This is a genomic window from Streptococcus sobrinus DSM 20742 = ATCC 33478 (assembly GCF_000686605.1).
GTDB lineage: Bacteria > Bacillota > Bacilli > Lactobacillales > Streptococcaceae > Streptococcus > Streptococcus sobrinus.
The window spans coordinates 14,139-39,541 of record NZ_JMLC01000013.1 but is presented as its reverse complement, the minus strand read 5'-3'; the positions used below and the strand labels follow the sequence as shown (position 1 = coordinate 39,541).

At 44.6% G+C, this 25,403-nt stretch carries 15 protein-coding genes and 1 pseudogene; 14 read left to right on the top strand and 2 right to left on the bottom strand.

All coding sequences use genetic code 11. From position 1 onward, the window contains the following. Positions 1-2 precede the first annotated feature (2 nt). From BS63_RS0105795 to gtfB, 6 genes and pseudogenes are all read left to right on the top strand, one after another. Positions 3-2,195 carry a glycoside hydrolase family 31 protein gene (locus BS63_RS0105795; protein WP_002959898.1) on the top strand — a complete coding sequence of 731 codons (2,193 nt, stop codon included), beginning with the start codon at positions 3-5 and terminating at the stop codon, positions 2,193-2,195. Between the two features lie 7 nt (positions 2,196-2,202). Next, a pseudogene (locus BS63_RS1000000111355) lies at positions 2,203-3,256 on the top strand (LacI family DNA-binding transcriptional regulator). A 247-nt stretch (positions 3,257-3,503) separates the two neighbouring features. Next, complete coding sequence (gene rexB / locus BS63_RS0105785) at positions 3,504-6,842, top strand: ATP-dependent nuclease subunit B (protein ID WP_028798485.1); 3,339 nt, start codon at positions 3,504-3,506, stop codon at positions 6,840-6,842. After that, the gene (gene addA / locus BS63_RS0105780) at positions 6,842-10,513 is read left to right on the top strand and encodes a helicase-exonuclease AddAB subunit AddA (RefSeq protein ID WP_028798484.1); all 3,672 of its coding nucleotides are present in this window, start codon (positions 6,842-6,844) and stop codon (positions 10,511-10,513) included. The genes rexB and addA overlap by 1 nt, the downstream gene beginning before the upstream one ends. Positions 10,514-11,191: 678 nt before the next feature. Then, positions 11,192-12,817, top strand: coding sequence for an accessory Sec system glycosyltransferase GtfA (gene gtfA / locus BS63_RS0105775; RefSeq protein WP_028798483.1), 1,626 nt, complete (start codon positions 11,192-11,194; stop codon positions 12,815-12,817). Continuing rightward, complete coding sequence (gene gtfB, locus BS63_RS0105770; RefSeq protein ID WP_002961309.1) at positions 12,810-14,792, top strand: accessory Sec system glycosylation chaperone GtfB; 1,983 nt, start codon at positions 12,810-12,812, stop codon at positions 14,790-14,792. Before gtfA ends, gtfB begins: the two co-directional genes overlap by 8 nt. A gap of 116 nt (positions 14,793-14,908) precedes the next feature. On the opposite strand, the gene BS63_RS1000000112420 is transcribed toward gtfB, so the two are convergent. Both BS63_RS1000000112420 and BS63_RS1000000112085 read right to left on the bottom strand, forming a co-directional pair. Continuing rightward, positions 14,909-15,067 carry a DUF6609 family protein gene (locus BS63_RS1000000112420; RefSeq protein ID WP_019769780.1) on the bottom strand — a complete coding sequence of 53 codons (159 nt, stop codon included), beginning with the start codon at positions 15,065-15,067 and terminating at the stop codon, positions 14,909-14,911. Next, entirely contained in the window at positions 15,036-15,461 is a 426-nt protein-coding gene (locus BS63_RS1000000112085) for a DUF6609 family protein (protein WP_028798482.1), read from the bottom strand. The genes BS63_RS1000000112420 and BS63_RS1000000112085 overlap by 32 nt, the downstream gene beginning before the upstream one ends. Positions 15,462-15,646: 185 nt before the next feature. Between BS63_RS1000000112085 and hemW the strand changes: the two genes are divergently transcribed. The 8 genes from hemW (at position 15,647) to BS63_RS0105720 (ending at position 25,182) form a co-directional block, all read left to right on the top strand. Beyond that, positions 15,647-16,780 (top strand): radical SAM family heme chaperone HemW, encoded by a 1,134-nt coding sequence (hemW, locus tag BS63_RS0105755; protein WP_002961311.1) that lies wholly within the window; start codon positions 15,647-15,649, stop codon positions 16,778-16,780. 192 nt (positions 16,781-16,972) lie between these two features. After that, positions 16,973-17,710 (top strand): acyl-ACP thioesterase domain-containing protein, encoded by a 738-nt coding sequence (locus tag BS63_RS0105750; protein ID WP_002963044.1) that lies wholly within the window; start codon positions 16,973-16,975, stop codon positions 17,708-17,710. A 104-nt stretch (positions 17,711-17,814) separates the two neighbouring features. Further along, entirely contained in the window at positions 17,815-18,579 is a 765-nt protein-coding gene (locus BS63_RS0105745; protein WP_002963046.1) for a TIGR01457 family HAD-type hydrolase, read from the top strand. After that, on the top strand, positions 18,580-19,233 hold the full coding sequence (locus tag BS63_RS0105740) for a TIGR01906 family membrane protein (protein WP_002963047.1): 654 nt from the start codon (positions 18,580-18,582) through the stop codon (positions 19,231-19,233). A 153-nt stretch (positions 19,234-19,386) separates the two neighbouring features. Then, positions 19,387-19,803, top strand: a complete 417-nt coding sequence (ndk, locus tag BS63_RS0105735; RefSeq protein WP_002963049.1) for a nucleoside-diphosphate kinase — start codon at positions 19,387-19,389, stop codon at positions 19,801-19,803. Positions 19,804-20,049: 246 nt separating this feature from the next. After that, on the top strand, positions 20,050-21,876 hold the full coding sequence (lepA, locus tag BS63_RS0105730; protein ID WP_028798481.1) for a translation elongation factor 4: 1,827 nt from the start codon (positions 20,050-20,052) through the stop codon (positions 21,874-21,876). A 277-nt stretch (positions 21,877-22,153) separates the two neighbouring features. After that, positions 22,154-22,522 (top strand): ACT domain-containing protein, encoded by a 369-nt coding sequence (locus tag BS63_RS0105725; protein ID WP_002962752.1) that lies wholly within the window; start codon positions 22,154-22,156, stop codon positions 22,520-22,522. Between the two features lie 68 nt (positions 22,523-22,590). Beyond that, complete coding sequence (locus BS63_RS0105720) at positions 22,591-25,182, top strand: GBS Bsp-like repeat-containing protein (RefSeq protein ID WP_028798480.1); 2,592 nt, start codon at positions 22,591-22,593, stop codon at positions 25,180-25,182. The last annotated feature ends 221 nt before the right edge of the window (positions 25,183-25,403 follow it).

Genomic DNA, 25,403 nt, shown 5'->3' with positions numbered 1-25,403 from the left:
TCGTGACAATAGTTGTAGAAGAAAATACTATACGATTTTCAATCCTTACCGAATCTCTCTTGAGAATAGAAGAAGATAAGGAAAAGGTCTTCGAAAATCGACCTACCACAATGGTAGTGAATCGTGATTTTAAAGATGTTGATGCAGAAGTTATTCGCAACCACAATGGACATAAGTTAGAGATTATTACATCTGCCTTTCACTTATATTATGAGGGAGGGGATTTATCCCCTCTTACTTTATTTGTGGATATTAAGAAATCTAGTTCCCTCTATCATAATCGTTGGTACTTTGGTAGTAATCGTGATGAAAAGAATTTGAAAGGAACTATCCGAACTTTAGACCGTGCAAATGGTGAAGTTCCCTTGCCTGATGGAATTATGTCAAAAAATGGTTCTAGTGTTTTAGATGACTCCCAACACTTCATCTTTTTGGCTGAAAGTGATTCCTTCCTTGCCCGACGAAAGGATATTGTGGATGAGTATTTATTCTGTTATGGCAGAGATTATCAAAATGCTCTGACCGATTTTTATCATTTAACGGGTTTCCCACCTTTAATTCCTCGTTTTGCTTTAGGAAATTGGTGGAGTAGATTTTATCCATATAGTCAAAAGGCTTATCAGAAATTAATGATAAATTTTGAAAATAGGGACGTTCCAATTAGCGTATCTGTGTTGGACATGGATTGGCACAAGAGAGATATTCCACAAAAGTATGGCTCAGGCTGGACAGGCTATTCTTGGAATCGAGATTTATTTCCGAATCCAAGAAAACTTTTGACTTGGCTTCATGACCACAATAAGGCAGTTACATTAAATGTTCACCCTGCAGCTGGCATTAGAGCCTTTGAGGATCAGTATCAAGCAGTCGCGAAGGAATTAGGTTTGGATACGGAAAATGATGAACCCGCGAAATTTGACTTAGAAAATCCCAAGTTTAGAAAGGCCTATTTTGAAAAGGTTCACCATACTTTGGAAAAAGAAGGTGTTGATTTTTGGTGGTTGGACTGGCAACAAGGAATTGCGCGAGATCCAAAAAAGATGGATCCTCTCTGGTTGCTAAATTATTACCACTATAAAGATAATAAAAAAGGTAAGGGTGATGGGCTAATTCTTAGTCGTTTTGCAGGACCAGGGTCTCATCGTTATCCTATTGGTTTTTCGGGCGATACCGTCATTACGTGGGACTCATTAGACTTCCAACCTTACTTTACTAGCACTGCCTCTAATGTAGGCTATACTTGGTGGAGTCATGATATTGGTGGCCATATGAAAGGATCATTTGATGGTGAGCTAGCAACACGTTGGCTTCAATTTGGCGTTTTCAGTCCTATCAATAGGCTACACTCATCCAATAATATTTTTTCAGGTAAAGAACCTTGGAATTATCGCAAAGATTTTGAAGAATCACAAGAAAAATTTTTGAGATTACGACATAGCTTGCTACCTTATATTGATAGTGCTAACTTTGATACCCACACCAAGGGGATTCCTATCTGTCGGCCACTTTATTATATTTGGCCAGATAATGAAGAAGCTTACCAAGCTAAGAATGAGTACGCATTTGGCCCATCTATGTTGGTTTCGCCAATAACTAAACCACATGATAAAACAACGCAAACTGCCTCTAGTGATACTTGGTTACCCGAAGGAAAATGGGTAGATTATTTCACCCATCTACCTTATGATGGAGCCACACGTCTAAAGACCTATAGAAAGATAGACACACTACCTGTATTTGTGAGACAAGGAAGTATCGTGGTGACGAATCCTGACTATATGTCTGATACGAAAGTCTTACCTAAAAATATAGAGATAGAAGTATTTCCTGGTCAAGACGTTAGTTTTGATCTTCATGAACATCTAGGAGATAAAGTGGCAACTACCAAGTATTCTTGGAAGGAAACTGCTCAAAGTCTAGATTGGGAAATTGAGGATCCGAGTGCTATAATACCATCAGGTCGTTCTATAAAAGTAAAAATTCAGAAAGCCAGCTTTGAGGCTGTTGTTAGTGAGTTAAAAGAACGCCTGCAACAATCCTACATGGACTTTAATCTCAAGCAAAAGCTCTATGATGCTTTTGTTGATTCAGACTATAACTATAGTCACTTCCTTAATTTGCTGACAGAAGTTGAAGATACTGAGTTGCGAAATAGTTTGAGTGAAGTGGCTTATATTCGAAATTCATATAACTAATGCAATCATGAAAAAATCTACTATCAATGATGTGGCAAAACTTGCTAAGGTCAGTCGTGGGACTGTTTCAAATTTTATAAACGGTAAACCAATCCGAAAAGAAAATAGAGAAAGAATCGCTGAAGCTATAAGGCAGTTAAATTATGTTCCCAATGTAATGGCTAGAGAGTTAAAAACTTCTAAGTCTTCTACAGTAGTATTTATCGTGCCGACGAATTGGACTCCATTCTTTTCCGAACTTGTCTATCACATGCAAGTGGAATTAGATCAAAACGGCTATAAGATGATACTTGTCCGAACTTGTCTATCACATGCAAGTGGAATTAGATCAAAACGGCTATAAGATGATACTTGCCAATTCGCACGCTGATCCGACAAAAGAAGAAGAGATTTTGCAGATGGCTTCCTTACATCAAGTGACTGGCTTGATTACCATGTCCTACTCTGATGTTTATAATTTTATTCATTTCGGCAATCAGCTAAATATTGTATCTATTGAGCGTTTTATCTCTGATGATGTTCCTTTGATTACTAGTGATAATTACGGGGGAGGAGTATTGGCTGCACAAAAGTTAATTGATAAGGGTGCTAAAAAGTTTTTGCTGCTCAGGAGAAAGGTTAACCATCAAAATGCCACTGATCAAAGGACTCAGGGATTTATGGATACAATTCATGAGCAAAGATTTCCAGTAGATATCTTTGAAGCTTCTTTGAATGAAAATTATCAATCTGAAATCATAGAATATTTTAAAACTCATTATGAATATGGACTTGCCTTTGATGGGATTTTTGCCGTTACTGATGAGTATGCCCAAATTGCTAAGTCCACAATTAACTCCTTTAATCCAGACTATAAGGATAAGGTGAATATCATTGGCTTTGATGGTGCTAGGGACAGTCAATTTGCTCCTTATAGGGTTGATTCGATTCGCCAGCCAGTCGAACAAATTGTAAAAGAAGCTGTTAGCGTGATAAAACGTCTCATTGATGGTGAAGAAGTTGAGAAAGGTTATAAGAAAATTTTTGATGTCAGTTTTGTGGAGGCAGGAAATGACGGATAAATCTTTTTGATTTAGTGGCCTATTACAATAAAGAGCTTGAAGTAGAATAAATCGGGTTCTGACGGAGGCTCATTTTTCCAAAATGTTTTTATATTGTTCTAAAGTCGCTGGTTAATTTACTCATAAATTCCATTTGATGTGCTAACTTGGTTTTAATAGAAAAGTAGAGGCTGAGCTCATACTCGGGCCTCTTTTTATAGGGCTTACTATGGTATAATAGTAGCTAGTTATACTCTTGGAGGAAGGTATGCGATTAGTTTACACCGATATTCGAAATCATCTGACAGACCAATTGGCTCAGCTAGCTCAGGAATATGCCCGGGCCGGACGGCGAGTCTTTTATATTGCCCCCAATTCTCTTTCCTTTGAGAAGGAGCGGCGGGTTTTGGAGGTCCTGCCAGAAGAGGCATCCTTCAACATTACTATCACGCGCTTTGCTCAGATGGCTCGCTATTTTGTGCTCAATGATGTCTCTAATAAAAAGCCGGTAACCGAAACCGGTCTGGCCATGATTTTCTTTCGGGTGCTGTCCCAATTTGAAGATGATGACCTGAAAATTTATGGCAGTCTGCGAAAGGATTCTAATTTTATCCAGCAGTTGGTGGAGATCTACCAAGAGTTGCAGCGATCTAATTTGACCATCAGCGATTTGGCGGATTTGGAGTCGGAGGTCAAGTACCAGGACTTGCTGACTATTTTTTCAGCCTTCTATCAGGCCTTGCAGGAGGAAAATTTTGAGTCACAAACAAAAATTGCTCAATTCTTGGACCATGTAGATAGTGGACAATTGGACCAAGACTTGAAAAATCTGGTTGTCATTGTTGATGGCTTTAGTCGTTTTTCAGCCGAAGAAGAAGCTTTAGTGACCGCCCTTCATGATAGAGGCGTGGAAATTGTCATCGGGACCTATGCTAGTCACAAGGCTTATAAGTCTAGTTTCTTGGTCGGCAATCTCTACCAAGCCAATGTCGAATTTCTTTTGGATCTGGGACAAAAGTTTGGTGTTCGGGCAGAAATCTTGGGTCAGAAACAAAATGATAGTCTGGCTCGCCTGTCAGCTCTTTTGGAAGCTCGGTGGGACTTCTCTAGTGAGCTGCCTGAGATTTCGGCAGCAGATAAGCAAGTCTTAACTATCTGGGAGGTCGTCAACCAGAAGGAAGAGGTCGAAGAGCTGGCTCGCTCCATCCGCAGTCTCCTCAATAAAGGTGTCCGTTACAAGGATATTTTGGTCTTGCTGGGAGACTTGGATGCCTATGAATTGCAGATTGGCAAGACCTTTTCCAAGTATGATATTCCCTACTATCTGGGTAAGCAAGAGGCCATGAGTCACCATCCTCTGGTCAATTTTGTCGAAAGTTTGGAGAGAATTAAACGTTATAATTTTCGTGCTGAGGATTTGCTTAACCTCCTAAAATCCGGCCTTTTTAAGGATTTGACTGATACTGAAATTGATAAATTCGAGCAGTATGTTAGGTATGCAGATATCAAGGGTCAGGCCAAGTTCAAGCAGGATTTCACAGCTAATATCCAGACTGGCGTCAATGAGGATGGACAGGCAATTGAAAAATATGATTTGGACGCTCTCAATCAGATCCGTCAAGTGGTCATGGAGCCCTTGTTAGAGCTTTTTTCAAGTCGGAGCCTGCTGGCTAAGAATCTCCTGGCCAATAAATTTCTTCCTTTCCTAGAACTTATTGACTTACCAGACAATATGGCTAATCTGGCTAAAGGCAAATCAGAGGGTGTGCTTGAAAGAGAAGGGGAGGTCTGGCAATCTTTTTGCGACCTTCTGAATGAAATTGAGGAAATTTTTGGTCAGACCAAATTGTCTCTAGATGATTTCCTGGCCCTGTTGGGACAGGGCATGGCAGCCAGCACTTTCAAGTTGGTGCCAGCTACCTTGGATGTGGTCAATGTTAAGGACTACAAATTGATTGAGCCCCATTCCAGTTCCTATGTCTTTGCTATCGGTCTTACAGCCAGTAACTTTCCCCGCCTGAGTCAAACGACTGGCCTCTTAACAGATGAAGAGCGCCAGCAACTCAATGAAAGCTTGGCTAATCGGGATCTTCAGGGACATTTTGATTTGTCCGGTCTGGAAGATGTTAAAAAGTTCCACTCGGTCATGATTTCTTTAGTGAATTCGGCGACTGAAAGGCTGATACTGTCTGCACCGCAAATCTATGCTGACAATCAGGATCAGCTTTCTCCTTATCTGCAGGAACTGGTTGATCTTGGTTTTGAGCCTGTTTTGAAACAAGCCCAAGGCTTTGGAGACAAGCCGAGTGATTTGGGAACCTACAAGGCCCTCTTATCAAGAATTATTGAGGCCAATCAGCTTAATCAAAATGAGGATTTGGACAAGGACCAGGCTACCTTCTGGGCGGTTATGGTTCGCCGTTTGCGGCAAAAATTAGCCCAGGCCGATATCCATATTCCTACCATTAGTGATAACTTGTCGGTTGAGCCTCTTTCTCAGGAGTCTCTGGATTTGCTCTACCCAGCTGACCAGCCTTTGAAGCTGTCAGCTTCCAGCCTGACAACCTTCTACAACAATCAATACGGCTATTTCTTGCAGAAGGTTTTGAATTTGCAAGAGGAGGACTCCATTCATCCTGATTTCCGTCACCACGGCATCTATCTCCATCGTGTTTTTGAACGTTTGATGACTAAGCTGGATGATGGTGCAGATTTTGACCAGATTTTGGATCAAACCTTGCTTCAAGTCAAGCAGGAGGCCACCTTTAAGCAGCTCTATTCTTATGATCAAGAGGCCGTCTTTTCTCGGGAAATTCTTGAAGGAATTGCCCAAGGTATGACACCGATTTTGCGCAACAATCCTCTGGTTCGGGTCTTGGATAAGGCCCAGGCTCGCCATTATTTGGGGCAAGAGAATTGGCAAAAAACGTCGGCTGATCAAAAGGCCCTAGAGCTTGGTTTTAATTTGCAGATGCCCTTGGACCAGGAGCGTCAGTTAGAAATCCGTGGTCAAATTGATCGACTGGACCAATTGGTTGATTCCGACAGTTTGGGTGTGGTTGATTATAAATCTGGTGACAAAAAATTTAGTCTGGAGGAGTTCTACAATGGTCTCAGTCCACAATTGTTGACCTATATCTTGGCCCTCAAGGAATCCATGCCTATGGACTATCAGGCTGAGATTTTTGGGGCTGGTTATCTCCATCTGCAAAATCCTGAGCTCAAATTTAGTGATGTAGTAAGCTTTGGCCAAAGTTTGGAAAAATTTACGAAGCTTTTTAAGTATCAAGGGCTCTATGTTAAGGAAATGGCCAGTCAATTGAAGCCCTATTTTAATACGAGTGCCGCTAGGATTTTTAGTCAGGAGGAAATCGCTTGGCTGCTGGACTATACCAAGGTACTCTACCGTCAGGCCGCAAAGACCATTGTGTCCGGTCATTTTGCTATCAATCCTTATACCGTGGATCGCAGGACAGTTGAAGGACAACAGTTTAAGACCATTACTGGCTTTGAAGCAGACCACCATATGCGCTATGCCCGACAGATTACCAAGGCCAGTCGGGATCAGCTTTTAGAAAAAATGAAAGAGCAAGGAGGTGAAGCTTGATGAGCTTTCCAGCATTTCTAAGTTTTGCAGCTATTGAAGAGCTCAAACAAAGAGAGCCTGAGCGGGCCAAGTCTCAAGAGCACTTGGCGCGAACACCTGAGCAGATTCAGGCCATCTATAGTAACGGGACCAATATTCTCGTTTCAGCGTCGGCGGGTTCCGGCAAGACCTTCGTCATGGTTGAGCGGATTATTGATATGCTTAAGCGCGGTGTCGCTATTAATCGGCTCTTCATCTCCACCTTTACCGTCAAGGCAGCAGGGGAGCTCAAGGAGCGTCTGGAAAAGAGGTTGGAAGAGGAAATCGCGGCTTCACAAGATCTGGAGCTCAAGCAGCACCTCTCTTCCCAGATGGCTGATCTGGCTACTGCTGACATTGGCACCATGGATGCTTTTAGCCAAAAATTGGTCAATACCTATGGCTATAGTTTAGGGATTTCACCAAATTTTCGCATTATGCAGGATGAAAGCGAGCAGGCGAGTCTGAAAAAAGAGGTCTATGATGATCTTTTTGCGGCATATATGACAGGGCCGGATGGTAGGATCTTTAGAAAGCTTGTCCGCAATTTCATTGGCAATAGCAAGGACTCAAGAAGTTTTCGGAGTCTGGTTGACAGTATTTATCAGTTCAGCCAGTCAACGGCTAATCCAAAGCAGTGGTTGCAGGAGGTCCTGTTGCGGCCTTATCAAGAGGATGTCAAAAGCCAGGCTCAGAATTTTTTAAGCACCTACCTTAAGAGTCATCGCCTAGCTGAGACCCTAGACCAGACGGAAAAATTCTTCAAGGACCATCTGGAAGTCGCTCGTGGTGAATTCCAGAAAAAAGGAAAATACCAAGAAAATGTCGAAAATCTTTTGGAAGTTCTGGCAAGAGTTGACCTACACGGAGACCTAGGCCAGCTCTATCAGGATCTGCAGGCGATTCAGACTATCAGTTCCGGCCGGAATCTGACCATGCTGGCCGGTAGGACTGCCGATGAGGATTTGAAGGCCTTTGTCAAGGATTATAATGAGGAGCGTAAGCAAATTCTTGAGCCTTTTCTCAAGCTTGAGCAGGTCCTGAAACCATTGGAGCTCCTGACTGATTTTCAGCCTGACTTACTGGACTTGCTGGAGCTGCTGCGTGACTTCCTGGCAGATTATTCCCAGCAGTATCTGGAGAAAAAAAAGGGTGAAGCTGCTTTTGAATTTTCGGATATTGCTCATCTGGCTATCGAGATTTTGGAGGCAAATCCAGAGATTCGTCAGCTTTATCAAGCCAAGTACCAGGAGGTAATGGTTGATGAATACCAGGATAACAACCACATGCAGGAGCGACTGTTAGACTTGCTCTCAAACGGTCACAATCGCTTTATGGTGGGGGATGTCAAACAGTCCATCTATCGTTTTCGCCAGGCTGATCCCAAGATTTTCCAGGCTAAATTTCAGACCTATGACCAACCAGAAAGCTTCCAAGTTGGCAAAAGTCAGGGACTTTTGATCTTGCTCAAGGAAAATTTCCGCAGTCATTTGGAGGTTTTGCAAACCAGCAATGCCGTCTTTAGTCGGTTGATGGATCAGGACATTGGTGAGCTGGTCTATGACCAGAGTCACTGGCTCCAGGCAGGAAATGCCCAGAAAGCTGAGGCCATTCCGGCTAACCGGACTCAAGTTTTCATTTACGACGATAGTCAAGACCAAAAAGAAAATCAGGGCCAGGACCTCCTTGAGGCCGGTGATATCAGGCTGGTTGCCCAGGAAATTATCCGTCTTCACAAAGAAGAAGGAGTGGCTTTCGACCAGATTGCCCTTTTGGTTTCGTCAAGGAACCGGAATGATGAAATCCTTTCAACCCTTAAAAACTATGGCCTTCCAGTCGTTTCAGAAGATACTGGCGGCCACTACCTTCAAGCCTTAGAAGTTATGGTCATGTTGGAAACTCTAAGGACCATTAATAATCCTCTGCAAGATCAGTCTCTGGTTGCCCTGCTCAAGTCACCCATGTTTAACTTTGGAGAAGATTTGCTGACGAGGATTTCCCTCCAGGCTAAGTCAGGTAATTTTTACGACAAGCTCCTCTTGGCCCTGTCTGAAACTGGAGACAATCCGCAGCTGATTACGGCTAAACTCCACGGAAAAATTCAGGCCTTTAATCAGGTCTTGACTGCTTGGCGAAATTTTGCCAAGACCAACAGTCTCCACGATTTGATTTGGAAAATCTACGAGGATAAATTTTACTATGACTATGTTGGTGCCCTGTCCAATGGTCAACAAAGGCAGGCCAATCTCTATGCCTTGACTGTACGGGCCAACCAGTTTGAGAAAAGTGGCTTCAAGGGCCTGCCTCGCTTCATCAGTATGATTGACCGGGTCCTAAACAATGAGAAGGACCTGGCCGATGTCGAAGTCGCCCTGCCCAAGGATGCCATTCAACTGATGACCATCCACCAAAGCAAGGGGCTGGAGTTTCCGTATGTCTTTATTCTCAATCTGCATAAGTCCTTCAACAAGGAAGACGAGAAGAATAGGGCAGTTCTCAGCCGTGACCATGGTCTGGGTGTCCGTTATGTGGTTAATGTAGCCGACCGTTTTCCTCAAGAAAAGCTGACCCAGCTCAGGCTCTCCTTTGACACCTTTCCATTCCTGTCTAATAAACAAGCCCTCCATCGGGCTGACTTGTCTGAACAAATGCGCAAGCTCTATGTTGCTATGACACGGGCGGAAACCAGGCTTTATCTGGTTGGCCGAGGCAGTCAGGCAAAATTGCAAGGAAAGTATGAAAACTACCGAGACCAAGAGCACCTAGCGCTCGCTGGACGGGAAAAGTGGATTAGTTTTCAAGATTGGTTTCTAGCCTTAAAACAAAATTTTCCAGAAGCTGATTTGGCTTTTGACCTGAATTTTGTGAGTCAAGAAGACCTGGACCAGTTGACTCCCCTCCAGCCCAGTCTCCCCTTAGATGTGGATGACCAGAGTCAGAATCGTCAGTCAGACGATATCAAGCAGGCCCTAGATGCCTTGGAAGCTGTTGAAGAGCTCAATCATCGATACCAGGCGGCTATCAATCTGCCAACCGTTCGAACACCCAGCCAAATTAAGAAATTCTACCAGCCTGTCATGGAGGATCAGGGCCTGGATATTATGGAAAAACGGATTCTGGAGCCTAAATTTGACCTGCCAAGCTTTGGAAAAGAGTCGCGGGTGACAGGAGCAGCAATCGGTTCTGCCACCCATGAGCTCATGCAGCGACTGCCCATTAAGCCTAATCTCAGCCTGGCTGACCTGCAGGCGACCCTGAAAGAGGTCCAGGCAGAACCCGCTGTCAAACAACGCATCAACCTGACCAATCTATTGGAATTCTTCCGTCACCATAGTCTGGGACAGGAAATCATGAGCCAGGGAGACAGGCTAGTCAGGGAAGCTCCCTTTGCCATGCTCTATGAAGATTGGGAGTCTCATGAAAAAATGGTCATCCGTGGGATAGTTGATGGCTATATCCGCTATGAGGACCACATCGTTCTCTTTGACTATAAGACTGACCATTACCAAAGTACTTCTGAACTAGTGCAGCGATACCAAGACCAAATGAAACTCTACGCCCAGGCCCTTGGTAAATCCTTCGACCAAACAAGAATTGAGAAATACCTGATTTTGCTGGGCGGTAAAGAGGTCGTGGTAGAGAAATTGGATTAATCGGTCAGAAACATGAAAAAGCTGGCTTTGTCAGGAAGGTCCTTTTGACTAGTCTGGACCGAGTTCCCAACTAGCAAATCTCTCGACCAGCTTAAATGTGTTCTTCACTTGGGCTTCCCAGTTGCCATCTTGTCTCAATCACTAGATCGTCACGCTGTCCAGCTTTTGTTAAACTTTTTAGCACTCCTGATTTTTTTACTGACCTCTTGAAGGAAGGCAGAATTATTGGAAATATGGTATCATGGAGGGTGCGAAAGAAAAGCTCCTAGTCTTGATTTTTCGACCTTGATGATTGGAGGACTCGTACTAGCAAATGCTTTTCTACCTAGCCTAGCTAGTCAGAGAAATACAGGACTCTTAAGCAATCGAATTTTCAGACTCTAGTGACATGAGACTGGGACAAAAGGTTCTAATCTCTTTACTTTTTCTATATCAGACAGTTTGGCGCAGTGGTTGATTGAGCGTCCTTATCCCTTGCTATGCAAGTGATAGGTCTAACAGTCTGGGAGACTGTTGGAGAAAACCAAGTCGACTGTGCGGAGGTGGGAGTGTCTAGTCCAGTGGACTATTTCGGCCCGAAGCCTTAAAATTAGAGAGCGAGGGAAAATCAATTTGACGAAATCATGATTGAGTCCCACTCCCAAGTTTCAATTGACACCGAGTATTAGAAAGGTCATTATGACAGTTTATAATATCAATTTAGGAATTGGCTGGGCTTCCAGCGGGGTTGAGTATGCCCAAGCCTACCGTTCCAAAGTTTTTAAAAATCTTGGTCTGGAGGCCAAGTTTGTCTTTACCGATTTTTTCAGCCAGGATAATATTATTGACATGACCCGCAATGTCGGTTTTAGCGACGACCAAATTATCTGGATGTACAGCTATTTCACCGACCAGACGCCGGCCCCAACGACCCTGACCGAAAGTGACCTCAAGGCTCAATTTACTAGAGAAATTACTAAGGTTGACCGCGAAGATAAGTTGGTGCGTTTCTATTTTGGCAATCGGGATTTCGCGACCGCCTATTATTGCCGTCATAGCAAGGAAATTATCCATCGGATTGAGTTCGTTTCCAATGGCAATCTGGTCCGCAAGGATTTCTATAACAATGGCAAGACCCTGTCTTTCACGGAATTTTATGCCCCTAAAGATAATGCGGCCAAGCTCTACAAGCGCTCCTATTATAATCTTGATGGAAGCCTTGCCTACGATGAAATCACGGATGGGGACCAACCTTTCTACCGTTTCCCAAATCGGATTCTTTATTCCAAAGAGGAATTGGTGGCCTACTTTATGGAAAGATTGGAGTTGACCTCAGAAAACCTAGTCCTTCTGGACCGCTCAACTGGTATCGGTCAATCCGTCTTTCGTCATGTTAAGCCGGCCAAGTTGGGCGTGGTTGTCCATGCCGAGCACTACAGCGAAAACGGTACCAATGCCAATTCGGTCCTCTGGAATAACTATTACGATTTCCAATTTACCAATGCGGATAGTGTCGATGTCTTTATCGTGGCGACTGAACGGCAAAAGGAAATTCTCAGCCAGCAGTTCTTGATTTACAAGCATCAGGAGCCTAAGATTGCGACCATTCCAGTCGGCTCCATTGACCAAATCAAGGAGCCCAAGAGCCCAAGAATTTCCTTCTCAGTCATGACCGCCTCTCGTTTGGCTACAGAAAAGCATATTGACTGGCTGATTGAGGCCGTTGTTGAAGCCCATGAGGTGGTGCCGGATATTAATTTTGACATCTACGGCTCTGGTAGCGAAGAAGCCAAGCTTCGCCAAATCATCGAGGAAAAGGGAGCCAAGGATTACATCCAACTGCTAGGCCACCAGGATTTGAGCCATACTTATATACACCACGAGGTCTACCTGTCAGGCTCCAAGAGTGAAGGCTTTGGTCTGACCCTTATGGAAGCCATCGGTTCAGGCCTGCCCCTGATTGGCTTTGATGTCCGTTATGGGAATCAAAACTTCATCAAGGACGAGGAAAATGGTTACCTGATTCCAATTTCAGAATTGGATACTGACCAAGAAATCGTTGAAAGCCTGAGCACCAAGATTGTTCAAATCTTCACCTTGGCTAATATAGATAGCATGCACCGGGTTTCTTATGAGATGGCCAAGGATTATCTGACCGATAAGGTCGAAGCCAAGTGGAAGCAGCTGATTACGGATTTGACCAATCAAAATCCTGCCTCTCAAGAAAAGAATCAGACCGCTGAGCAAGCCCCAGTCCAAGTTAGGGACCAGAGCACTGATGCCAACCTGACAAATGATAATGATAAGGAGCTGAGCCATGATTAATCTCTTTGAAAATTATAATCAAGATAGCTGGGACCTCCATTATTCTCTCATCCTGTCAGGCTACCAAAATACCACCATCGCCATCAATGACAATGGTTTCCTACCCGATGATGTAACCTCCCCCTTCCTCTTTTTCACCGGCTTTGTCAATGCGACAGGGAAACCGCTGCACTTTAATGAAATTCCTGTGCCTAAGTTCTGGGAAATCAAGGCGACCAACTCCAGCGGGGAAATTTTTGACCTCAATAAAAAACGGGCCACCATTCATTTTTCCAAGCCGACCCACCATCGCTTTGTCCAATCAGTTGACTGGCTGGACGAAAGCGGTAAGGTTCGTTCAACCGACCACTACAATAAGTATGGTTACCGTTTTGCCCAAACTATCTATGACCGCTCCACCCAAGCCATTCAGAAGTCCTATTATGATAAGTCTGGCAAGGAAGTCTTGGTGGAAAACTATGTGACGGGTGACTTGATTCTGGAGCACGAAGGCAAGATTTACATCTTCAAGTCCAAGGCTGATTTTGTCACTTACTATATCCAGGCTTCAGGCTATGATTTGGACCGGATTATCTTTAACTCCTTGGGCATGCCTTTCTTGGTCAAGTACCAGCTCCATCAAGAGGGCAATGATATTCTCTTCTGGCAGGAGCCCATTGGCGATAGCCTACCTTACAATATGCAGCTCTTGTTGGATCCAGAGGCAGAGCGCAAGACCAAGATTATCGTTCAGGATTTCAATACCTATGAAAAAATCCTACGGATGGTGACCCCAGAGCAAAGGGAAGCCTTCACCTATGTTGGCCTCCTCTATCCTTTCCAAAAGGACAACCAAGCCCGCAAGGAAGCCCTGATTTTGACCAATTCTGACCAGCTGGATTACGTGGAAAATATCATCGAAGATTTTCCTGATATGACCCTGCATATTGCAGCTATCACGGAAATGTCCAGCAAACTCCTCAGTCTGGGCCGTTTTAGCAATGTCCACCTCTATCCCAATGTGACCAATATGACGGTCCGCCAGCTCTTTGGTCGCTCTGATATCTATCTGGACATCAACCAGGGCAATGAAATTCTCTCAGCCATTCGGACGGCCTTTGAAAGTCGTCAGCTGATTCTGGGCTTCAAGGAGCGGATGCACAATCCTCGCTACTCAGCCCCTGAATTTTTCTTTGACTTGGGCAATTACGCTAGCTTCCGCGATAAGCTTCGCAATGTCTTGGGCAATCGTGCTGCCATTACCCTGGACCTCCAAGCCCAATACAAGGCAGCTAATCTGGCTATGCCCGAAGACTACCGTCGGGAATTGGGCCAAGCAAGTATCCCGTCAGTTGCTGACTTTGAGGAAGACTTTGTGGCACAAGAAAATGTGGCTCAAGCAGTCACCCCTGAAACAGATCAAGTATTGGATGTTGAAGGAGGCAATGCTGAATCTGGCCAAGTAGTGGTAGCAGAAGGAGCAACCCTTGAAACTAATCAGGCTCCAATCACTCAAGCAGAGCCCCTCGAACCTGACCAGGCACCTGTTGCTGACGAGACAAACTTTGAACCTGACTCAGCTCCTTTGGCAGAAGCTGGTGCTCGGGACGCTGACCAGATGCCTGCTAATCAAGGGCCAGTCGTTCAAGAAGAACCGACAGTCTCAGCTCCAGAAGCAGGAGACCAGCCCGTACAAGTCCCCCTTACAAAAGAGGTGACAGACCAAGAGGAAGAAGACACAGAAATTGCTCCCAACCCAGCCGGCCAGTCTATCCTGAGTCGGGTTGATAATCCACTTGAAGACGACGAAGCTCTCTACACCATTGACCTTTCAACCCAAGTTTCCTTGGGGGATACTGATACGAATGATTCTCTAGAAGGTGCTCCTGAACCAGTTGAACTAGAGGACCTTGATCCAGCTCATGACCAGTCTCATCCATCGGTTGATCTGGAGCCCAAGGAAGTTGAAAGAGAAACCTCCTTAGACGAGCAATAATAGAAATACAAAAGCAGCCCAGAGTAGGTTGCTTTTGTGTTAACCATGAAATAAAATGCTATAAAAAAAGCGATAGAATTATAACTACCTATCACTTCATACAGTCAACGATATAACTATTCTTTGCTTTTTGATGGTCTCGAAAAGAATAATAAATAAATCCCAAAGATGAATTTAAGTCCAGCATCAATATAGGCCAGCAGAGCTAAAGGGATACCAGAAAAACTATAACCTGGAGCAATATTAGCAGCACAAACTGCTCCCAAAATAATCATTGATTTTCCATGAACAAAATAGAAGGGGGAAAAAATGAAGGGCTGTTGCCATTAAGGCTCCCAACCAGATTAGCCGCCAATTCTCAGTTGCAAAAAAGGGTCCACCTAGAAAAGCCATCAGGATAAACAATAATATAATGGCATAAAAGGAGACCTTCTTCTGAAATTTAGAAGATGGTCCGTCAGACAGTTTATTTAAGACCCTCTTATTCATATTGATTGAGAAGAAACTAAGGACATAGCCAATGCTAAATACCTGCATATTTATGATCTGCTTGCCGCCGATTAAAGTGGCTATAGCGATAATGGCTGCTATTGTTATTAACCATAAACCGCAGGCTTTTTTATAATTAAACACTAAAGTTTCGTCTTTTTGATACCCTAAAAAATTCACTGGCAATCCTCTTAATTTAATTTGTCTGATTTATTATAACAAATGATGTTTGAAATTCAACTGCATCAATGGATTGAGGACGTTTTCTCTCACCAGGATTGACAGGTTGGCGTAGCTTTAATCCTTGTTTCTCTTCTCTCGACCCCCTCCTTAATTTCTCCTTCTGAAAATGCTATAATAGGGGCATGTTTACTAAACCGACCTCTGCCTACGTGCACATTCCTTTTTGCACGCAAATCTGCTATTATTGCGACTTTTCCAAGGTTTTCATCAAGAATCAGCCGGTCGATGCCTATTTGCAGGCCCTGCTTGAGGAGTTTCGTTTTTACGATATTAAAAAATTGCGGACCCTCTATATTGGTGGGGGGACCCCGACGGCCATTTCCGCCTCCCAGTTAGATATCCTTCTGTCGGGCTTGCAGGAGAACTTGGATTTATCGGCTCTGGAAGAATTCACTATTGAGGCCAATCCAGGTGATTTGACAGCAGACAAGATTGCCGTCTTGCAGAATTCAGCCGTCAATCGGGTTTCCCTGGGTGTGCAGACCTTTGATGACAAGGAGCTCAAGCGAATCGGTCGTAGTCACAATGAGGCTCAGATTTACCAGACGGTCTCAGCCCTCAAGGAGGCTGGCTTTGACAATATTTCCATCGACCTCATCTACGCCCTGCCAGGGCAAACCATGGATCAGGTCAAGACCAATGTCAAAAAGGCTCTGGCTCTGGATATTCCCCACCTCAGTCTCTACAGTCTGATTCTGGAGAATCACACGGTCTTTATGAATAAGATGCGGCGGGGCCGGCTCCATCTGCCCAATGAAGATGTCGAAAGTGACATGTTCACCTATATTATTGATGAGCTGGAGAAGCACGGCTTTGAGCACTATGAAATTTCCAACTTCACAAAGCCGGGTTATGAGAGCCAGCACAATTTGGTCTATTGGGATAATGCCGAATACTATGGCCTCGGAGCGGGAGCTTCGGGTTATCTAGATGGTATCCGTTATCGCAATCGGGGTCCTATTCGGCACTATCTCAAGGCTATTGCCCAAGATGGTCATGCCCGCCTGCATGAGGAAAGACTGACCAAGTCTGAGCAGATGGAAGAAGAAATTTTTCTAGGCCTGCGGAAGAAATCAGGGATTTCTATCCGTCGCTTTGAGGAAAAATTTCAGGAAAACTTCCAAGAGCGTTATGGTCAAGTTGTGGCGGAATTGCTAGCAGGCGGCCTGCTGCAAATCCAAGGCGACCAAGTCCGCATGACTAAACGTGGTCTATTTCTGGGTGACACCGTTGCCGAGAAATTTATACTCTTTTAAAATCAAAAATTTCCATCGTTAACTCACTTTGCCGTACTCCAGTACTGTCTGCAGTTCGTTGCCTCGGTAATTTTTGATTTTCATCGAGTATGATTAGTGACTGAAAAAGTTGAGACGGCAGGCCATTAGTCTAAGTGACCGATTAGGTCTCAATAGATTTCTGAAAGTAAAATGTTTAAAAAAGGAGAGCCCATGGGAAAAAAATATAAGCTGACCTACCAGGTCCCATTTTACGAAAGCGACATCAATCATCAGATAAAACTCCCCCACCTGCTGTCCTTCGCCCTCCAGGTTTCGAGCCTGCAGTCGGAAAGTCTGGGCAATACCGATGATTGGATTTTGGACAATTTTAATTTGGTCTGGGTCATTACCGACTACGAGCTGGACATCAAGCGGCTGCCCCGCTATGCGGAAACCATTGAGGTAGAGACCGAGGCCGTTGCCTATAACAAGCTCTTTTGTTACCGAAAATTCTACATCTACGGCCAGGATGGTCAGCAGATCATTGAAATTTCCTCGACCTTTGTCCTTATGGATTATGATACCCGCAAGGTGGTCACGGTCAAGGATGAGATTGTTGCCCCTTATGAGTCTGAGAAAATTAAAAAATTGCTTCGGGCTCCCAAATACAAAGCTCTGGAAGAGGCAGAAGAAGCCCTCTTTCATGTCCGCTATTTGGATTTGGACATGAATGGCCATGTCAACAATAGCAAGTATCTGGAATGGATGTACGAGGCTATGGACATCGAATTTCTCAAGACTCATGTCCCCAAGAAAATCCACCTCAAGTACCTCAAGGAAATCCACTACGGCAAGGACATCGTGACACGAATCAAGCAGGACGGTCTGATTAGCCAGCATGAGATTAAAATTGATCAAGGCCTCCATGCCCAAGCCCAGATCGAGTGGCGGGAGCGTGAGGAGGAATAATTCTCGTCCAAAGCCATAGTCGAAGAAGTGGGGAAAGGACCATATGAACTCGATGGCAAACTCAGCAACAAATCACGCAAGAAAAATCACTAATAGGAGCAAGCATGACTTACAAAGGTTATTTGATTGATTTAGACGGAACCATTTATCGAGGCAAGGAGCGGATTCCCGCTGGAGAGCGTTTTATCAAACGCCTGCAGGAGAAGAGGATTCCCTACACCCTAGTGACCAATAATACCATGCGGACCCCCCAGATGGTTCAGGACATGTTGGCCAAGAATTTTAATGTGGAGACGCCTCTGGAAACCATCTACACGGCGACCTTGGCGACCGTTGATTATATGAACGATATGAAACGGGGCAAGACTGCCTATGTCATCGGCGAAGTCGGCCTCAAGTCGGCCATTGCCCAGGCAGGTTATGTCGAGGACAAGGAAAATCCCGCCTATGTCGTGGTGGGTCTGGACCGTGACCTAACCTATGAAATGCTGGTAATAGCCACGCTGGCCATTCAAAAGGGTGCCCTCTTTATTGGGACCAATCCAGACCTCAATATTCCAACCGAACGGGGGCAGGAGCCAGGAGCAGGGGCCATTCAAAATCTTCTTGAATCTGCTACCCGAGTCAAGCCAGTCATTATCGGCAAACCAGAAGCGGTCATTATCAATAAGGCCTTGGAGCGACAAAAAATTGAACGCTCGCAGGCAGTTATGGTTGGTGATAACTACATGACCGACATCATGGCCGGTATCAAAAATGATGTGGATACCCTGCTAGTTCTGACCGGTTTCACCAAGGCAGAAGAAGTGCCCAATCTGCCCATAAAACCGAGTCACGTCGTGGACAGTCTGGATGATTGGGAGCTCTAAATGAAAGAAAAAGTAAAATTGGCTGGCTTTGCCCTCTGGCTTTTGAGTCTAGCCATTTTGTTAACCATTTATTTGGCCTGGATCCTCTATCCTTTGGAAAATCATTGGCTGAAATTGGCCAGTCTCAGAGGGCTGACAGAGCGCCAACTGCTCCATAATTTTAGCCAGCTGATGAACTATCTGACCCTGCCTTGGGTGACCAAGCTGAAAATGAGTGATTTTCCCTCATCGGCAGATGGTCTGGCTCATTTTCGCGATGTTAAGCACCTCTTTCACCTAGATCAGGTCGTTTTCCTGCTGGGACTAGTCCCTTCCTGGCTCTACCTCAAGCGACAGTTACGAACCAAATCCCTCTGGCTGTCCAGTCGTCTCTTTGTCGGTCTGGCTGTTCTGCCAGTCTTGTTAGGCTTATTAGCCTTCCTCATCAGCTTTGACCAATTTTTCACCCTCTTTCATCACCTGCTTTTTCCAGGTGCGACCAATTGGCTCTTTAATCCCTACACCGACCCCATCATCTGGGTTCTGCCCGAAGATTATTTCCTGCATTGCTTTATTCTTTTCTTCCTTCTTTATGAAATCATCATGCTGGGTCTTTTCTGGCTGGGCAAGCGAAGTTTAAAGGCCTATCGGAATGAACACTATAGAAATAACTGATTAGATTTTGAAGTTGGCCGATTGGATAAAGTGCTAAATATTAGCATCCTCTTAGCTTAGCTATTTTTAAAAAATGAATTTCATGATGTTTTCTGAAAATCTTGTTATAATAGAAGTATCTTTTCAAAATTTACGATTCTTGAGGAGTTTATCATGGAAGAAACATTTTTTATCTTGAAGCCTGATTGTCTGAAGCGGGGATTGGTTGGTCAAGTTTTAGAGCGAGCAGAAGTGCGTGGTTTGGAAATTACTCGCATGGAGATGCGTCAGATTGATAAGCCAACGTTGGACAAGCATTACGCTGACTTGGTGGACAAACCTTTCTATCCAGTCATTTCGGACTTTATGACCAGCGGGCCGGTTCTTATCGGAACCTTTGCGGGTCCGGGTGCAGTTCAGGCTTGGCGAGATATGCTGGGGGCTACCGACCCAAGCAAGGCCCAGCCTGGCACTATTCGTGGTGACTATGCTCTTCCTTCCTTGCCAGGTCAAGCCATCAAGAATATTGCCCACGGTTCAGATTCATTGGAATCTGCCCAGAGGGAAATCGCCATCTGGTTTGGCAACTAAAGTCATCAGAGGATTGTCGAGCTTGGCTCTCCCCAATTTTCCATAAGAGAAATCAAAGAAATCAGTCTATGCCTAGGCTGTTTTTTTGGTATAATAGAATGACTGATGCCGATGAAAATCAGAATGAGTAAGGACTATAAAGAACTGCGATGTCAGTCTATGTCATAAGTTCAGATACAAGGGTAGGAGCTTCCTATCTTTACTTTGATTTTCGAAGGCTATAATTTTCACGGATAAGGAACGATCATGGATATTCAAGAACTGAAAAAACGGCAGGAGAAAATTCGGAATTTCTCCATCATTGCCCATATTGACCACGGGAAATCGACCCTGGCCGACCGAATTTTGGAAAAAACGGAGACGGTTTCCGACCGGGAAATGCAGGCCCAGCTCCTAGACAGCATGGACTTGGAAAGAGAGCGGGGGATTACCATCAAGCTCAACGCCGTCCAGCTCAACTACACCGCCAAGGACGGGGAGACCTATATCTTCCACCTGATTGACACGCCAGGGCATGTCGATTTTACCTATGAGGTGTCCCGCTCATTGGCAGCCTGTGAAGGTGCGGTTCTGGTGGTGGATGCGGCTCAGGGTATCGAGGCCCAAACCTTGGCCAATGTCTATTTGGCCTTGGATAATGACTTGGAAATTCTGCCGGTCATCAATAAAATTGACCTGCCAGCTGCAGACCCTGAGCGAGTCCGACAGGAAATTGAGGATGTCATCGGTCTGGATGCCAGCGAAGCAGTTTTGGCCTCTGCCAAGGCCGGTATCGGGATAGAGGAAATCCTTGAGCAGATTGTCGAGAAGGTGCCAGCCCCGACCGGCGATGTGGAAGCACCTCTCCAGGCCCTGATTTTCGACTCTGTCTATGATGCCTACCGTGGCGTTATTCTCCAAGTTCGGATTGTCAATGGTCTGGTCAAGCCAGGCGATAAGATTGAGCTTATGTCCAACGGTAAAACTTTTGATGTTACCGAGGTGGGAATTTTCACTCCTAAGGCTGTTGGTCGTGATTATCTGGCGACAGGTGATGTCGGTTATATCGCCGCTTCCATCAAGACGGTTGCTGACACTCGGGTCGGGGATACCGTTACCCTAGCTGACCGACCAGCGGATAAGCCTCTGCATGGCTACAAGCAGATGAATCCCATGGTTTTCGCTGGCCTCTATCCTGTTGAGTCCAATAAGTATAATGACCTTCGGGAAGCCTTGGAAAAGCTTCAACTCAATGATGCCAGTCTTCAATTTGAACCGGAAACCTCACAAGCCCTGGGCTTTGGTTTTCGGGCTGGTTTCTTGGGACTCTTGCACATGGATGTCATTCAGGAGCGTTTGGAGCGGGAATTCAATATCGACCTGATTATGACGGCTCCATCCGTTGTCTATCATGTCAATACTACCGATGGCGAGCTCTTGGAAGTATCCAACCCTTCGGAATTTCCCGATCCGACCAAGGTTGATTCGATTGAAGAACCCTTTGTTAAGGCTCAAATCATGGTGCCCCAGGAATATGTTGGGGCAGTTATGGAGCTTTGCCAACGCAAACGGGGAGATTTTGTTACCATGGAATACATTGACGACAATCGGGTCAATGTCATTTACCAGATTCCCCTAGCCGAAATCGTCTTTGATTTCTTTGATAAACTCAAATCGTCCACCCGTGGCTATGCCAGTTTTGACTATGAAATTTCTGAATACCGGTCTTCTAAATTGGTTAAAATGGATATTCTCCTCAATGGCGACAAGGTTGATGCTCTCAGCTTTATTGTTCACAATGAATTTGCCTATGAACGCGGTAAGCTGATTGTTGAAAAGCTCAAGAAAATCATCCCTCGTCAACAATTTGAGGTGCCAATTCAGGCAGCCATTGGGCAAAAGATTGTGGCCCGCTCGGACATCAAGGCTCTGCGGAAAAATGTCCTCGCTAAGTGTTATGGCGGTGATGTTTCTCGGAAACGTAAACTCTTGGAAAAACAAAAGGCCGGTAAAAAACGCATGAAATCTATCGGCTCCGTCGAAGTTCCCCAAGAAGCCTTCCTCTCTGTCCTGTCTATGGATGAGGAGGATTAAAACAGTCCGGTGGACTGTTTTAACCCTCGCCTAAAAACTAGAGAGCGAGGCAGTCCGGTGGACTGTTTTAACCCTCGCCTAAAAACTAGAGAGCAAGGCAGGTTCAGTGAACTGTTTTAACCCTTGCCCAAAAACTGAAGGGCGGGGAAGAAACAGCCAAGCAAGCCCTTGGCTAGTTAGCTATTAATAAGAAGTAGGTAGCAACTGTCCTGCCTTTAATAGACCATGGTAATGGGGTCGGCTAGTTTAGTCGGCCTCTTCATATAAGGAGTCATTTATGCAAATTAAAGCTCTCAAGCAAACTTTTTCTGTCTGTCAGCTGGCAGATTTTTCCCAAGTTGATTGGACCAGTCCCTTTGTTTTTTTAGCCAAAACTGATCAGGAAAATTCCCTGGTTTGCCCTAGCAGAGAGATTCCCATCAATGCTAACAAGGTTGATTCAGGTTGGCGAGCTTTTCGGATTGAAGGAGTACTGGATTTTTCACTCATTGGGATTTTAGCTGAAATTTCTGGACTTTTGGCCAACCATCATATTTCCATTTTTGCTTTGTCGACCTACAATACAGACTATGTTCTGACCAAGGCCAATCAATTTGACCGAGCCATTGATCTTTTAGCAGCTGAGGGTTATGAAATTCTAGTTTAAGTAATTGTTAACGAGGAAATTTTATGATGGATTAGATTGATAAATCAAAATAAAAAAAGGATGAGAGAATGCGAAAAAAAATGTATAAGGCTAAGAAGCATTGGGTCATTGCCAGTGCAGCCGCTCTAACAGTATTGGGAACTAGTGGCTTGGTTGCTGCCGATGAAACGACAGGAGTTCAAGCGGATGTAAGTAGAGAGATTGATTCTGCTTCAGCAAACCAATCAGTGACGACTGATACTAGTCTTCCAACTGACCAGGAAAATCAAGCCAGCTCAAGTTCAGAAACCAGTCAAGTTAGTTCAGAAGAAAGAGCCGGGACATCTGAAAGTCAAACTCAACCAGCGGAGCAAGAGGCGGCTAGTCAGGCACTTGATAGCTCAGCTAGTTCAGAACAAGAGAGTGGTTCATTAGCTGCAGCGAGTGAAGCTGATCAAGAAAAATCAGCTGCAGAACCTATTCAGACAGACACGACAATAGCTACCCCAGCCAATGATTCAACTGTTGTTCGGGCCAGTGTATCAGCAACTGTAGAACGGGCTAGTGCTGCTGAACAGGTCAGCGCACCAACCGCCAGTGTTACTACATCTGGTCAGACTATGACCATTCAATATAATCAACCGATTGCTGCCAATGAAGCAGTCAATTTTGCAGTCTGGTCTGAGGAAAATGGTCAAGATGATTTAGTTTGGTATAGTGCTAATGCTCAAGGAGCTGCCTATATCAACTTGTCAAAACACCGTTCTTATGGGACTTACAACGTTCATACTTATTCTGTAATTAATGGACAAAATATTGGCCGGAATGTGCAAACCATCAAGGTTAGCCCTAGTCAAGTCAATACTAAGATTGAAAAAGTAGCAGATGGCCAATACAAGGTAACAGTGGGCAATGTTAGCAGTGATATCACAGGTATTACTCTGCCGATCTGGACGGAAAAAAATGGTCAAGACGATATTATTTGGTATCAAGCTACTCGTCAGAATACCGACACCTTTACGGCTACGGTAAAAATGGCAGAGCACCACAATGAGTTGGGACATTACAATGTACACGTCTACGGTCAAAGTGCTATTACAGGTGGCCTGGTTGGCTTGACGGCAACATCAGGTTTCGATATCAAGGCGACTGATGTTGCAACCAAGGCGGCGCCTAAAAATACTGTAAGTGCCAATCTGACTAGTCAAGGAATAAATATCCATCTTGATTCTAATGAATTCTCAGATCTCAGCCATATTCGCTTTGCCGTTTGGTCCAAGGAGGGCGACCAAGATGACCTCCACTGGTATGAAGCTGATGGCAACCACTCTGTAACCGTTTCTTATACGGATCATTCAGGTTACGGGACCTATTATATTCATACTTATGCGGACCGCAATGGTCAGGCAGTTGGCCTCAATGCAACTTCTATTGAAGTGCCGTCACCAAGTGCCACAGCAAAAATTAACAAGGCCAACGATAATACGTACACCGTTCAAATTAGCAATCTGCCTCAATATATTACTTCGGTGACTGTTCCAGTTTGGACAGAAAAAAATGGTCAAGATGATTTAATATGGTATGCCACAAACAGAAATAATGATGGCAGCTATACTGCGACCGTTAAATTGAAAGACCACAACTTTGAGTCAGGTCGCTACAATGTTCACTTCTATGGAACCAGTAGTCTGTCTGGCGGTGCCATGGTTGGACTTGGAACGTCTAGTTTTAATGTTGACCAGGCGGTTCAACAAACTGATGCTAAAGTCTATGTGACTGACCACAATGCTGAAGCTGGCACCCTGAGAGTTGTTCTCAATGAAACCGACACTTCCAAGAAGGCCAAATCCATTGAAGTAGCTGCCTGGTCTTTAGATGGGCAGGCTAATCTCCATTGGTACAGTGCTGATGTGCAAAACGGTAGTACTAGTGTCCAAGTGGATGAGCAGCTCCATGGCATGATTTCTGGTAGCTACACAGTCCATGCCTATGTTAACTACCAGAATGGTAGCCGAACTGGTTTTAATCTGGGTCAATATGACCTGAACAAGGAGAGAGCCAACGGTTACTTTATCGATGTCAGCAGCTATAACAATGCTATCTCTGTTGATAGTTATCGCGCCCTCAAATCGCGTGGTATCACAGGGGTTGTCGTGAAATTGACCGAAGGTAATTCCTATATTAATCCTTATGCTGGCAGTCAGATTGCTAATGCTAAAGCTGCAGGGCTCAAAGTTTCTGTCTATCACTTTGCCCGCTATACCAATGCGGATGAAGCTAGAAGCGAAGCTGCCTATTTTGTCAATGTGGCTAAATCCTATGGCTTGGATTCAAGCACAGCCATGATTGACGATATTGAGCATAGCGATGTCTTGCAAAATGTCAATAGCAATACCTCTGTTTGGACTCAGACGATGAAGAGCATGGGCTACAATAATCTGCTTTACTATACTATGGCCAGCTGGTTGGACACCCGTGGCGGTAGCTTCTCTACCAGTCAAGTCGGTATGGATAATATGTGGATTGCCCATTATGTCAAGGGCTACAATGAAATATCAGAGGATGAAGCTGCTAACTATAATTACTATAATAATGCGGCAGCTTGGCAATACACTAGTGTTTCTAAGGTCCTAGGAGCTAACGTCGATCAAAGTATTGACTACACTGGCCGTTTGAGCTAAGAATAAGCCTATCAAGAGGTTGGGCGAATTGTTCCAACCTTTTTCTTTATCCTCAAGTCTAGTCTATAGCCGAAGACACATAGCCGAAGAAGTCGATCTATTTCTTTGTCGGAGATAGTTGAGGGAGGCAAATCGATTTGACGAAATCACGATTAGGACCCACTCCCATCCTCCCTCAAAATTTTCTAATTTTTTCAGTTAGAATGGGAAATCTCTTCTTT